This window comes from Clostridium chromiireducens (genome assembly GCF_003575225.1).
Classification (GTDB): domain Bacteria; phylum Bacillota; class Clostridia; order Clostridiales; family Clostridiaceae; genus Clostridium; species Clostridium chromiireducens.
On the sequence record NZ_QXDJ01000004.1, the window covers coordinates 602,545 to 616,873 of the forward strand.

10 protein-coding genes and 2 rRNA genes are annotated in these 14,329 nt (G+C 32.6%); 4 read left to right on the forward strand and 8 right to left on the reverse strand.

All coding sequences use genetic code 11. From position 1 onward, the window contains the following. Positions 1-106: 106 nt before the first annotated feature. The 3 genes from D2A34_RS18670 to D2A34_RS18680 all read right to left on the reverse strand — a co-directional run bounded on the left by D2A34_RS18670 (position 107) and on the right by D2A34_RS18680 (position 3,131). Entirely contained in the window at positions 107-964 is an 858-nt protein-coding gene (locus tag D2A34_RS18670; protein WP_079440679.1) for a YitT family protein, read from the reverse strand. Between the two features lie 231 nt (positions 965-1,195). Continuing rightward, positions 1,196-1,849 (reverse strand): Bax inhibitor-1 family protein, encoded by a 654-nt coding sequence (locus D2A34_RS18675; RefSeq protein ID WP_079440678.1) that lies wholly within the window; start codon positions 1,847-1,849, stop codon positions 1,196-1,198. A 574-nt stretch (positions 1,850-2,423) separates the two neighbouring features. Then, positions 2,424-3,131: a hypothetical protein gene (locus D2A34_RS18680; protein WP_119367558.1), complete on the reverse strand. Its 708-nt coding sequence runs from the start codon at positions 3,129-3,131 to the stop codon at positions 2,424-2,426. Between the two features lie 286 nt (positions 3,132-3,417). Between D2A34_RS18680 and D2A34_RS18685 the strand changes: the two genes are divergently transcribed. Continuing rightward, positions 3,418-4,449 carry a galactose ABC transporter substrate-binding protein gene (locus tag D2A34_RS18685; protein WP_119367559.1) on the forward strand — a complete coding sequence of 344 codons (1,032 nt, stop codon included), beginning with the start codon at positions 3,418-3,420 and terminating at the stop codon, positions 4,447-4,449. A 29-nt stretch (positions 4,450-4,478) separates the two neighbouring features. On the opposite strand, the gene D2A34_RS18690 is transcribed toward D2A34_RS18685, so the two are convergent. Beyond that, the gene (locus tag D2A34_RS18690) at positions 4,479-5,321 is read right to left on the reverse strand and encodes a PdaC/SigV domain-containing protein (protein WP_119367560.1); all 843 of its coding nucleotides are present in this window, start codon (positions 5,319-5,321) and stop codon (positions 4,479-4,481) included. Positions 5,322-5,481: 160 nt separating this feature from the next. Here D2A34_RS18690 and D2A34_RS18695 point away from each other — a divergent pair, with 160 nt between their 5' ends. Both D2A34_RS18695 and D2A34_RS18700 read left to right on the forward strand, forming a co-directional pair. Next, positions 5,482-5,826, forward strand: a complete 345-nt coding sequence (locus D2A34_RS18695) for a helix-turn-helix domain-containing protein (RefSeq protein WP_079442208.1) — start codon at positions 5,482-5,484, stop codon at positions 5,824-5,826. A 127-nt stretch (positions 5,827-5,953) separates the two neighbouring features. Beyond that, entirely contained in the window at positions 5,954-6,463 is a 510-nt protein-coding gene (locus tag D2A34_RS18700) for an ImmA/IrrE family metallo-endopeptidase (protein ID WP_243128367.1), read from the forward strand. 745 nt (positions 6,464-7,208) lie between these two features. On the opposite strand, the gene D2A34_RS18705 is transcribed toward D2A34_RS18700, so the two are convergent. Next, the gene (locus D2A34_RS18705; protein WP_119367562.1) at positions 7,209-10,349 is read right to left on the reverse strand and encodes a PAS domain-containing sensor histidine kinase; all 3,141 of its coding nucleotides are present in this window, start codon (positions 10,347-10,349) and stop codon (positions 7,209-7,211) included. Between the two features lie 372 nt (positions 10,350-10,721). On the opposite strand from D2A34_RS18705, the gene D2A34_RS27485 reads away from it, so the two are divergent. Next, entirely contained in the window at positions 10,722-10,856 is a 135-nt protein-coding gene (locus D2A34_RS27485; protein WP_278337028.1) for a hypothetical protein, read from the forward strand. Positions 10,857-10,919: 63 nt separating this feature from the next. On the opposite strand, the gene D2A34_RS18710 is transcribed toward D2A34_RS27485, so the two are convergent. The 3 genes from D2A34_RS18710 to D2A34_RS18720 form a co-directional block, all read right to left on the reverse strand. Next, the gene (locus D2A34_RS18710; RefSeq protein WP_079442211.1) at positions 10,920-11,165 is read right to left on the reverse strand and encodes a PIN domain-containing protein; all 246 of its coding nucleotides are present in this window, start codon (positions 11,163-11,165) and stop codon (positions 10,920-10,922) included. Between the two features lie 295 nt (positions 11,166-11,460). Further along, positions 11,461-11,577: ribosomal RNA gene (rrf, locus tag D2A34_RS18715) — 5S ribosomal RNA — on the reverse strand. Between the two features lie 194 nt (positions 11,578-11,771). Further along, positions 11,772-14,329, reverse strand: a 23S ribosomal RNA gene (locus tag D2A34_RS18720); the annotation flags it as partial.

Sequence of the window (14,329 nt, forward strand, 5' to 3'; positions counted from 1 at the left end):
GCCCTTCTTTATTAATAAAGGTGAGTAAGATAAATCTCTTACTCACCTTTATTATTTTGAACACATTCTCATATACTGCTTAATGTAAATCCAAATAAAAAAAATTCTAATGTATTGCTTTTTTCGCATACTTTTTACCAGTTCCCTCAACACTTGTAATTGTAATTAATGCATCTTCATCAAAATCATGCACAATTTTTTTCAGTTTTGCTATCTCAAGTCTTGATAGAACTACATATATAACTTCTGTCTCCGCACCACTGTAGGCACCTTTTCCATTTAATAAAGTAATCCCTCTGCCAAGTCTATCCATTATCGCTTTAGAAATATCTTTATTTTTATCAGAAACTATAATTACTGACTTAGATTCTTCAAGCCCTTCAACAGTTATATCTATAGCCTTAAATGCAATGAAATAAGCAATTAATGAGTACATTGCTCTATCCCATCCAAATAAAAAACCTGAAGTTCCTAGTATGAACAAATTTATAAACATAACTATTTCTCCAATAGAAAATGCGCTTCTTTTTTCTAAGAGAATAGCAACAATTTCAGTTCCATCTAAGGAACCGCCGTTTCTTATAATTAAACCTACTCCAACTCCTAAAATAATGCCACCAAATATAGTCGCTAGAAGTGTATCCTGCGTTATACCTGGAATTGGATGAAGCAAAGTTACACCAATTGAAAAACATATTACTGAAAATATCGTTGAAACAGCAAATGTTTTACCTATTTGTTTATAACCTAAAATAACAAAAGGCAAATTTAATACAAACGTAAATATTCCTAACTCAATACTAGTTAGGTGACTTGCCATTATTGATATTCCAGTTATTCCGCCGTCAATTATATTGTTGGGTATTAAAAATATTTCAAGGCCAATAGCTGCTAAGGCCGAACCTAATAGCATAAATAATACTCTACTAAAATTAATTAAAACACCGTTTCTTTTTTTCGTCATATAATTCCTCCCTTATTTGAATAATTTATTTTATACGTGATTTATAAGTACTATCTAAATTATAACATAGTTTTAAATACTATTTTTATAATATTCAATTGTTTACATTTTATTAACTTTTTCATATCATTTATATTTACATAACTTAAAGCTAACATTCTTTATTATCTCACGTAAATATCCAATTTTATTCTCTTGTATCATAATTATAATACTAATATCTTCAAAGCTTTAATCATCATCTGAGGATGTTGATAGTAAATATTTAAATAAAATTAATATATGTAAATATATATGCATAACGGAGTCTAAGACAAACTCATCATCTATAAAATCCAATCTTTTATTAATGTTTAATTTAAAGGAATTAATATCATACATCACATGCAAATAGAATGCTCCTAGCGCAAAGTATTCTACATATGGTAAATGAACAAACATATCTAATACAGTTAACCCTGACAGAATAATAATTAAAGTTAATAGTATATTCTCTAAGAAACTCAAATCTTTTAATTTTAACCCTATTATACAAAAACTTGACACAATTAATGCAGTTGCAATCAAACATTTATATACCGATACAGTAGTAAATAGACTTAGTATCGGTGTTATTGTTATTCCTTGACCAAAAGCATATATATAAAATGCATATTTTTTTACTATTCCGAAGCTAAATGCAGATACAAAGGTCAACACTAGCAAAATTGCACCACATCCAAAATAAAATTCCATCTCCGTTAACAATGGCATTATATAGTTTCCAATGTACGCTCCTATGGTTGTTAACACCAACGATACCATTAAATAACTAACATATTTTTTATAGTACATTGCTGTTTCTCTTTTTATCCTCAATTGTCTATATAGATCTTCTTCTAACATACTAACCCTCTCTCATAATTATACAGTCATATATTGATATTATTAACTAAATATTGATTCTATCACTATATCTAATAATAAATTCGGCATTATTAAAATTTATATCTCTATGTTTAAGCTGAACCTCCATTTCTTTTGAATGACAGGCGCTCTTCTCTTTTTTCTATCACTTATTTAATTCTCATAAAACTTTCCATAATATCATTTACAACCTTATTATAGAAAAAAATGGTTTGAATATCTCTGCCATTCCTTCACATACTAAACTCGTGATCTAATGATTGCCGTTATTTTGCACCCTGGACTTTTCATTACTAGCTCCTCTAAAATGGGGGAGCTTTTATATTTGATTATTATTTATTAAAAAATTTTAACTACAGTACTCTTATTTCCAAAAACGTACAGCTAAAATTCATATTCAAAATAGCCCTTAACAAAGTTGCCATAGGGTTATTATCGTCTTTTTCCCTGATATAATCTAAATCCGCATCATAAAAATACAAGTATGCTATACTTTTTTTCTCTTCGGATGTTCCAATAATACCAAAGGATTTTTTTAATCACAACTAATTTCCTAGCTTTCAAATGAATATTGGTGAATATCCTTAAAGTCACCATCCAAACAATAATATACAGCTTGTTCTTTTTGTGAATAAACCATAGAAATTGCAGTTTTCCATTCGCCGTCCTTTTGTATTACTGATTCAAGTATTCTAAAAGCACCTTTCACCTCTAAACATTCTTCTTTTGATAACATTTCTTCAGCAATTTTATATCTTTCAGTGCCAGTTCCAGCTAATATTCCTGTTTCTTTAAAATCACACAATGAGAAATTAGTCATTATAAAATAATGCGTTTCTTTAGCAGGGCTATGTATTGTTCCTCGCCCTGGCTCTGCCACCCATACATTCCCATGCTTATCACTGATCATATTATGTATACTATAATCAGGTACATTCACTATTTCCATTCCTTTAAGATAACTGTCTATAAGCTCTGAATTTATCTCTCCATTAAGCACATCCTTAACAAGTTTTGCTGTACTTGTGACTTTTTTACTTGGTCTTTTGTATAACCCCTTTCCATTTGAATCTACCATCAAATGATTGATAAACATACCATCCTTATTAATGCCAAACGATGGAACTTTTCCTCGTCCACCATCAACCAGGACAACAAATTTATTTGAATCCTTTGTATCTATTTGATAATTCATTCCATTGTTATCAAAATTCATTGCTATTAATATATCTTCTCTTCTATGAATAAAACTTGTACACATATTATTCCTCCTTAAAATAACTAAATAATCTTACTTTAATTTAACTATAAATTGATTTGCTAGTAAATTTAATATTTTATCTACTATATCTCTAAAATAATTCCTATTTAGTCATAATCTAAATCTTAAACTATGACCTTTTCACCAACTAACAACTTTTTAGTTTAATTATGGTAATTATATCATTAAATACGTGCTATATTAAAGAATATTGTTGAAGTGAATAAATCTTTTTAAATAAACATAACCTAATTTTAACTTATATAGTATGGAGGTTAAAATTTAGATGAGACTATTAAAGAGATTAACTATTACCATAAGTATAATAATAATTACTATATTATTTAATACTATTTATATTAATCCAGTTACTGCTGTAGGAACGCCTCCTAGAGTTGGTGTTTTATTATTCGATTTTAACTCTCCATATATTTCGCTTGTTAAACAAAACTTAGAAAATATTGAAAAAGAAAACCCCGATAAAGTTAGATTCTCTTTTTTTGATGCAAAGGATAATCAAGCAATACAAAATGCTGATATAGGAACATTGATCCAAAATAATATTGATCTTCTATTGGTAAATTTAGTGGATACTAATGAAAATACTGTATCAGATATTATAAATAGAGTAACAGAAAGAAATATTCCACTAATTCTTTTTAATATAGAGGTGCCAATAAAGCCTTTAGATGTTTCCAAAAGAGTTTTTGTTGTAGCAACCGAATCTGAAAACGGAGGAATTCTACAAGGGAATATTCTTCTAAATCTTTGGAATACCAATAAAAATTCTATAGATAAAAATAACGATAACAAACTTCAATATATAATGCTGAAGGGTAAAATTAATAATGAATCAGCAATTAAAAGGACAACGTACGCTATTTCTACTCTTAATAATAATGGTGTACAAACACAAGAGCTTGCCTCAAGGATTTGCAATTGGGAGCGAGATTGCGCAAAAATCTCAATTAATTCATTATTTTTAAAATTTGGTGGGAATATAGAAGCAATAATTTCAAATAATGATGCTATGGCAATTGGTGCTATTGAAGCATTGCAAGAATACGGTTATAACCAAGGAGATCCAACAAAAACAATACCGGTAGTTGGTGTAGATGCTATCCCCGAAGCTATAGACTTAATTAATAAAGGTTTTATGGCAGGAACTGTGACTCAAAATCCTGATGAATTAGCTAATGCACTATATTCAATTGGACTAAATTTAGTTTATAATAGGCCCCCTTTAGAAGATACAAATTATAAATTATCTGGAGAAGGTATAATAAAACTCCCTTACTATATATATACAAAAAAATAATCTTCTGAATCCCATCAAATTGAGTCACGCTATTTTTTAACTAAAAATTCAGCGTGATCTCCAATCGCATGACTTACTGGCAAGCTTATGACTATGTTGTTCTCTTCCATATAGCTGTATCCACCCTTTTCAGGAATTATGATTTTCCCATTTTCTACGCGAAAATCTGAATCTTTTAATATACTCAAAAGTTCGCCATCATTCATTTCCACAAGGGCATTTTTTTGAGCTTCAGCCACTTCCTCTTCACTAGACACTACTTTAACAGTTGTTGTGTCTTTTAACTTCTTTAATATATTCATTACGTCAGCATAATCTACAAGTCTCATACCTCTAGCATTTTCTACATTTATGTTTGTAGTATAAAATAACGAAAGAGGATGTGCCGTTCCTTTCACATTACCATATCCACTATAAGCCACTGAAAAATATTTGTTATTTTTGAGTTTTACATCATAATTTATATCCAATGTTAAATTCTTTAACTTTGGATCATCCTGTAAATATCCACTCAATATATCTAAAGCCTCTTCCTCTAAAAGCTTATTTATAGCTTTTAGTTTAGTTTCATCAGATAAACCACTTATTTGTGGATATGTAATTCTGACTTTATTTTTATTATAAGTTTTACCGCAAATTTTATATTCACTAAAATTTACATAATTCTTTTCAATCCCATCTCCACTACTTTCATCCAGTGTTTTGCTAATACTCTCAGATTTATCATAAATTAAGGCTGCTTTTTCTTTAGAATTTAATTCTATATTATTAGAGTGTACTATAGTATACCTGCTAGAATCAGTGGGTATATCTTTTGCAAATAAAGAGCTCAATAACACTAGGGTTAAAATAATTAACAATTTATTTTTCATACTTCCATCTCCTTGAAATCAAGTTTTCCCTAAGTCAATTATAAAAATTCGTAATATACAAATCTATGGGTATTTATTATTATATAACCCTATAATTTTTTTAATCCTCCATTGATTTTATCGGTAGTTATGATAAAATTATCTTAAGAGGTGAAATGCTATGTTAGGTGATAAAGTAAAATTACTTAGGAAAAAAATGAAAATCACACAACAAAAACTAGCTGAAACAATTGGTGTAAGCCAATCTACCATTGGTATGATAGAAGGAAATAAACAAGGAGCTAGTAATGATACTTTAGTAAAACTTGCGGTTACTCTTAATACTACTGTTGATTATTTACTGTCCGATGATATAGAAGAACAAGATATTGATGCTGAAAATGTTGATTTTGATGATGATGATATTAGAAGAATTGAAAGAGCTCGAAAGAAAATGGATCCTAAAAATAAAGAAAAAATGATGAATATTTTAAGGTCTGCCTTTGATGAATACTTCGACGATTAGATATTCTCTAATAAAACAAATTGTTAATGATATTTATGTTAAACTAAATATTACTCGGTTCCCTATAAATATAACCGAAATAATCAGTTCTTTTGATAATATTAGAATAGTTTCTTATCATCAATTAATGCTTAAGAAGAATTTAACTAAGGAAGAAACTTTTGAATTTTTATCTTCAGAAGAAGGATGTACTGATTATTATAAGCAAAAAAATAAATATATAATCTATTATAATGACATAGATTATAAATCTGAAGAACGAGTTAGATGGACTTTAACCCATGAGTTGGGTCATATTTTATGTGGACATTACTGCCAAAAAACAAAAATATTTTGTGAGGACTTAACAGAGGCCGACTATAAATTTAAAGAAGCTGAAGCAAACTATTTTACGGGACTATTACTATCTAATCCCGTAATACTAAATAAACTAAACATAAAATCTTCTTATGATATTGAAGTTTATTGCGCTCTATCCTCTGAGGCGGCCCGCTACAGATACGACAATTATAAAAAATGGTGCAAAAATAAATTTATAACTAGCTCCGATAGATATATTGTAAGAAACTTCGAAACCTACCTAAAAGAACAAGCCCAAGAATATAAAGAGTTCATCAGATTTATGAACTCTTTTTAAATAAGTACAAGCGATAAGCTAATATAGATAAATACCATGTAACTTAGACTTATGTGTAACTTGCCGAAATAAGTAACATATTGTGTTTCGGTTTCTAGGAATTTTAATGGATGATTCTACGACTAGAAGTTGCACCCACAATGCTTGCCTCAACGACACGCGTTGAACAAGCATTGTGGAACAACTTCTAGTCAAGAATCATTACCAGCAAAATTCCAATGAAACACTGCAAACAATATGTTACTTATTTCTAGTAAAGTGATACACTGAAAGTAAACAAGTATGGATAGTCACTACAATTACAAGTCAAATATATAATTGGGATATCTATAGGAGGGCGTAATAAAGTCATTTTTATACATCAAGATATTGAAAATTAAACGTCCGGTCTACTGATTCATAAGGGCTTATCCGATGTGAAATTTGGGTTAATCACATCTTCCTATATAGATACCAATGTTTATGCGATAAACTAATCAAAATTATATATAACAAATATTATAATTAGACTTTAAATCTATAAATCTCCAGAAATAGAAGGTACTCTTTTACGCAGTGTTGCATTTAAAAAATAGCTATAGGCATTTCTTCAGTAAAAGTTGTTCCAGTTCTGCTTGTCATTAGCTTGCCTAAGGAGCAAGCAGGACTGGTGCAACTTTTACTGGTAGAAATCCATAGCTATTTTTTATAGCAACCGAGTAACAGAGTACCTTCTATTTCGGCTGGTTATATCATAACTCTAATCTTATAAATAAATATCTGAAAATTCCACATTTGTAACTTCTATGAGACGATTATTCATGAAGTTCTCTACATTAACTGTTTTTTCTTCCTCAACTATTGTTTCATCTGGAAAAATTACAATAAAGGTGCTGCCTTTGCCAACCTTACTTTTAACTGATATACTGCCACCTAAAGCCTGCACAAACATTTTTACAAGAGATAATCCAATTCCAGTTCCTTCTGCCTGTCTTGATAAAGAGCTATCTACCTGTCCAAATCTCTCGAATATTACATCCACTTTATCTTGCGGTATACCTATTCCGTTGTCCTTTACTTCAATGCATGTATTACCTTTTACAGTATGTAAACATACTGTAATAGATTTACCAGTTGGTGTAAATTTAATTGCATTTGAAATAAGGTTTAGAATTATTCTCTCATATTTTTCATCATCCATTGCTATTATTTTCTTTTTAAAAGAAGATACAAGGCTCACCCTGACTCCTTTTTGAGCAGCATAGTCATAAACTGATTCAACTATAGCTTTCGTTATAAATACTATGTCAATATTTTTCTTATTTACTTTAATGCGTCCTGCATTAGCACGAGTAATATCCAGAAGATTATTTACCAATCTCAATTGTCTAAAAGTATTTTGTCTTATTGTTCCTAGATATCCTTTAACCTTATCTGATAATTCGTTTCCATAGATATAATTCAAAGCCTGAACAGCTGTACTTATAACATTTATAGGAGTCCTGAATTCATGAGATATAAGTGATAAAAATTCATCCTTCATTGCAAGGGCTTTTTCAAGAGCTTCAATCTTTTCACGCTTAGCCTTTAACAATTGTTTTTGTGCTGATTCAAGCTTTTGCTGGCTTTCTATAAGGTCCGTTATAATAAGATTATTTACAATTCCATATGAAAATTTTCCACATGAATCAAACACTGGGACTGCATTAATCATAACATATTCTTTTTTCCCATTAGCCTCGAAATATATAACTTTACCTTTTATGATCTTACCTTGCATTGCACAATTAACAGGTAATTCCTCAAAAGATAATTTGCTTCCATCCATATTAAAAAAACTCTTTACTTCATAATAATTTCCCATATTAAATGCTATGTCATTTAATAAATGCGATGCAGAATTATTCTTAATAATAAATTTACCATCCTTGTCAAAAACCAATATGGACTCCTGCATGCTATTAAGGATAGCTTCTAACTGTTCTTTTTGCTCCTTTACTCGATTTCTCTGCTTTATAAATCCGGTTACATTATGCATGCACACAACAACATTATTGATTCTACCATATTCATCAAATATAGGACTGGAGCTTATTCTACAATGAATACTTTTATCCGGTCTCTGAAATGTTATTAATGAATTATTTACTTTTCCCCCTCGAAAAGATATAGCCGTTGGCAAATCTTGTTCTAAAATTTCATTTCCAACTGAATCAAAGCACTTTGTTGTATTAAGAATATCTTTATATCTGTTAAACTCCTCACAATTATATATGATATTTTTCGCCGCATCATTTTTTAGAAAAACGTTTTTATTTCTGTCATATACAACTACAGCTTCAGACATATTTTCTATAATTGATTGAAGCAATTCTTTTTGTTGTCCTATAATTTTATTTTGATTTACTAATTCAGTTATATTATGAGCATAGGTCATTATGCATTCTATATTTCCATCACTATCATAAATAGGTGAAGATCTAAATTCAAATACTAATTCTTTTTTTAAACTTTTAATAATTATTTTTTCTCTTTCAATAATCTCACCCTTAATTGAACGACATGCTGGTAGTTCTTCTTTAGTAAGAATACGTCCATCTTCACTATAATGATCACCTATGGCATAAAAATCATCTATGTTTTCTAATTTATGCCCAAAAGGAATATCTTTATATGCTTCCTTATTCATCAATAATAACTTTCCAAGCTTGTCAAAAATGAATATATGATTTGATGTATTCTGAATGATATTTTCAAGTAGTTCTTTTTGACTTTTAATTTGTTTTTCTTTTTCAACTAAATCAGTTATGTCATGGTAGCACATAACCACAAACTTAATATTGCCATCCTTGTCATATACAGGTCTCCCACTTGCACTTATATGTTTAATAGTATCTCTATTACGAAGGGTCATAAAATCATTAGTAACTACTTCCCCTCTAAATAATTTTGAAATTGTTATATTTTCAGCTTTAATTTCATTACCATTAGGATCATAATATTTATAGTCATCAAAGACATCACCAAGTCTATTCATTTCTCCATTTGGATAGAGATCTTTAGCAGCTTTATTTGTCATGTAGTAATTCCCATGGGCATCATAAATAAAAATAGCATGGTCAATGCTCTCAAAAATTGCTTCAAGTTGTTTATTTCTTTGTTCTATTTCTTCAGATTGCTTTATTACATGTTCTTTAATTCCCACATTTTCTACCATTACAACAATATAATCAACCCTATTATTAACTACAATAGGCATAAGAGTATGATCATAAAATTTATTAATATCTTTATATAGAGATGGACTCAATTCTTTAAAATATAGCGGCCTATTATTAGCTACAACATCATTAAATGCTTTTTTAATATCGCTATCATCAAAGTTGGTCACAACCTCGCTTAAAGATTTCCCATAAAACTTTTCTTTGGAGTTATATTTATTTGAAAAATTATTTAGATATGATTGATTTGCATTAATTAGAATTAAGTCAGATGCTGTAAATACACCTATTCCTGTTTTATTTTCAGAAATTAGTCTTTCTAGGAATTGATTATTTTCTTGAAATCTAGAATTTTGTTTCTCCGTTAATATATAGATTTGCTGTTCACTACTTCTTAAAACTTCAACATTTATAAATCTGACCTCAAGGGATTTTGTAAATAAAAAATAACTTGTTCCATTATCAAGGTCTTTAAAATTAATGTCTGGACCTAATCTTAATTTTTTCAAGATTTCAGTTATATTTTTATTTATTATATCTTCCTTCAAATATTTTGTCATATAAAAAAAAGATTCACTTGCATTAACAACCGTATCATTTCTTACAATCATTAAAGCTTGATCACTTTGATTATTATCAATAGTTTCGATACTTCTAGCCTTATCTATAAAGTCAATACTTTGCATATTTAACCCTCCTATGCTTAAGTAACTTCTTTAGTATTAAAATATTCACTAAATTTATTTTACTACACTTCTCCACAATTTTCCACTTTTAACATGTAACATTATTCCACACATTTCTACCTAATTGCATTTTTTCATAACAAAATTAGTTAGATTATGTATATTCTTGACGGAAGAATTTATTAAGAGTTTTAAACAGTTAAAAATATGCCTATAATTTCACTGACCACAATATTGTGGTCAGTAACTTATGGTAAAGATTCTGAATATATTTTATCAATTTTCACATAATTAAATTTGAACGCTGAAATTGAGATAACCTAAAACTTTCTTAAATACACTATTATATTGTAAATTGAAAGGTGATTACATATGAAAAGATTTATTCTCGCATCTATATTTTTTACATTTTTTATATTACCATCCATGGCTGAAACTAAGATTCTTAGACGTGGATTCTATAGAATAATAAAACGACCCCTAAATTCATTTAATTTAGAGGTTTAAAAAACTCAAGAAAATATAGTAGAAATCATGTTTAATTAACTAAATAAGATTGCAAAATAAATTTTAATTAAGAACACTTAATTCATCAAAAGATTCTAAAACATAACTTATGTTATCTGTAGTAGTAACAATTAGCTTATCAGTACAATCATTAACTTCCGCAATAGATCCCTTTAATAGAGATAAACAATCTTCTGCCAAAATAGGCACATCGTTCACAACTAATAAATCCATATTGTTACATCTTTCATGTATCCATTTATCTAATGCACATTCGCATTCTGATAAATAATTATTATTTGAGTTCATTGAATTTCTCCTCTCATTTTCCCATCAAATATATTCTATTTAAATTTAATTAAATAATTAATATATTAGTTATTTAATTAGCGTTTAAATTTTTTTCTTCTTTGAATATCATATTCATATTTTATTTTATAAATACTGGAAAAGCAAGAGGTTAATACTAAAATTTAAATATAAGCTTAATTTTAATTTATTCTGACAATCATTTTACTTACAAAATATAGAAAATAAAATGCAATACTCATCATATTTTTCCAACACACAAAAAAGATAGTCATCATGACTATCTTTTACAATTACCTCGCAACGTCCTACTCTGCCACACAGTCACCCGTGCAGTACCATCGGCGCTATAGACCTTAACTTTCCTGTTCGGAATGGGAAGGAGTGTTACCTCTATGCCATCATCACGAGATGCTAGTTCATTCCAAATCTCTGATTTGGTCTAATGAACTGTACACCAACGAACGAATGTGAGTTAGTGTTTCCTTTAAAAAGAAACTTTAATTCATACTATTCATTTGGTTTTCAGTATTCACATACTTGAAAGAACCTTGTTCTTTCAAAATTGCACATAGTTTCTTTAATGTATTACAACTTGATTATTTATTGGTCAAGCCCTCGACCTATTAGTATCAGTCAGCTAAATATGTTACCATACTTACACCTCTGACCTATCAACCTTGTAGTCTTCAAGGGGTCTTACTAGCTTACGCTATGGGAAATCTAATCTTGAGGTGGGCTTCACACTTAGATGCTTTCAGCGTTTATCCCTTCCCGACTTAGCTACCCAGCTATGCTTCTGGCGAAACAACTGGTACACCATAGGTCAGTCCATCCCGGTCCTCTCGTACTAAGGACAGCTCCTCTCAAATTTCCTACGCCCGCGACGGATAGGGACCGAACTGTCTCACGACGTTCTGAACCCAGCTCGCGTGCCGCTTTAATGGGCGAACAGCCCAACCCTTGGGACCTACTTCAGCCCCAGGATGCGACGAGCCGACATCGAGGTGCCAAACCTCCCCGTCGATGTGAACTCTTGGGGGAGATCAGCCTGTTATCCCCGAGGTAGCTTTTATCCGTTGAGCGATGGCCCTCCCACGAGGTACCACCGGATCACTAAGCCCGACTTTCGTCCCTGCTCCACTTGTAGGTGTCGCAGTCAGGCTCCCTTCTGCCTTTGCACTCTTCGAACGATTTCCGACCGTTCTGAGGGAACCTTTGGGCGCCTCCGTTACATTTTAGGAGGCGACCGCCCCAGTCAAACTGCCCACCTAACAATGTCCTGTCACCAGTTTCATGGCATCCAGTTAGAACTTCAATACTATCAGGGTGGTATCCCAACAACGACTCCACTAAGGCTGACGCCCTAGTTTCCCAGTCTCCCACCTATCCTGTACAGACAATACCGAAATTCAATGCTAAGCTACAGTAAAGCTCTACGGGGTCTTTCCGTCCAATCGCGGGTAGCGAGCATCTTCACTCGCACTACAACTTCGCCGGATTTGCAGTTGAGACAGTGCACAAGTCATTACGCCATTCGTGCGGGTCAGAACTTACCTGACAAGGAATTTCGCTACCTTAGGACCGTTATAGTTACGGCCGCCGTTTACTGGGGCTTAAGTTCACACCTTCGCGTTACCACTAAGTGTTCCCCTTAACCTTCCAGCACCGGGCAGGCGTCAGCCCCTATACATCAGCTTTCGCTTTAGCAGAGACCTGTGTTTTTGTTAAACAGTTGCTTGTGCCTATTCTCTGCGGCCTGATTTCTCAGGCACCCCTTCTCCCGAAGTTACGGGGTCAATTTGCCTAGTTCCTTAACTGCAATTCTTCCGTCGGCCTTAGGATTCTCTCCTCATCTACCTGTGTCGGTTTGCGGTACGGGCACTACTTCTCTCTCTAGATGCTTTTCTTGGAAGCATGAAATCAGATACTTCGGTTCCGTAGAACCTTCCCCATCACGCCTCAGAATTGCCAGAGCGGATTTGCCTACTCTGACTCCCTTAACGCTTAGACCAGCATCCAATAGCTGGCACATCCTATCCTTCTCCGTCACACCATCGATAATAACGATTATAGTGGTATTGGAATATCAACCAATTGTCCATCGACTACGCCTTTCGGCCTCGCCTTAGGTCCCGACTAACCCTGAGAAGACAAACTTTACTCAGGAAACCTTAGATATTCGGCCTGTAGGATTCTCGCCTACATCTCGCTACTAATGCCAACATTCTCACTCGTAATCAGTCCACCGCTCCTTACGGTACGACTTCAGCCCGATTACGACGCTCCTCTACCGCTCACACATAAGTGTGAACCCGTAGCTTCGGTGGTAAGTTTGAGCCCCGGACATTTTCGGCGCAGGATCTCTTGACTAGTGAGCTATTACGCACTCTTTTAATGAGTGGCTGCTTCTAAGCCAACATCCTAGTTGTCTTAGAAATCCCACATCCTTTTCCACTTAACTTACACTTTGGGACCTTAGCTGACGATCTGGGCTGTTTCCCTTTTGACCATGGAACTTATCTTTCACAGTCTGACTGCCGGACTGATAGTATATGGCATTCGGAGTTTGATAAGGTTCGGTAAGCGCTATGCCCCCTAGCCTATTCAGTGCTCTACCTCCACTACTCACATTTTCCGACGCTAGCCCTAAAGCTATTTCGAGGAGAACCAGCTATATCCGAGTTCGATTGGAATTTCTCCGCTATCCACAGCTCATCCCATGCTTTTTCAACAGCAACGTGGTTCGGTCCTCCACGAGGTTTTACCCTCGCTTCAACCTGGCCATGGATAGGTCACCCGGTTTCGGGTCTACAGCATGCAACTAGTCGCCCTATTAAGACTCGGTTTCCCTTCGGCTCCGTACCTTAAGTACTTAACCTTGCTACATACCGTAACTCGTTGGCTCGTTCTACAAAAAGCACATCATCACACACATAAGGTGCTTTGATCGGTTGTAGGCACATGGTTTCAGGTTCTATTTCACTCCCCTCCCGGGGTTCTTTTCACCTTTCCCTCACGGTACTGCTTCACTATCGGTCATCAGGTAGTATTTAGCCTTGGGAGGTGGTCCTCCCTGCTTCCCACAAGGTTTCACGTGTCTCGTGGTACTCTGGTGCAGAACTGATTATCATAGTTTTCACTTACGGGACTATTACCCCCTA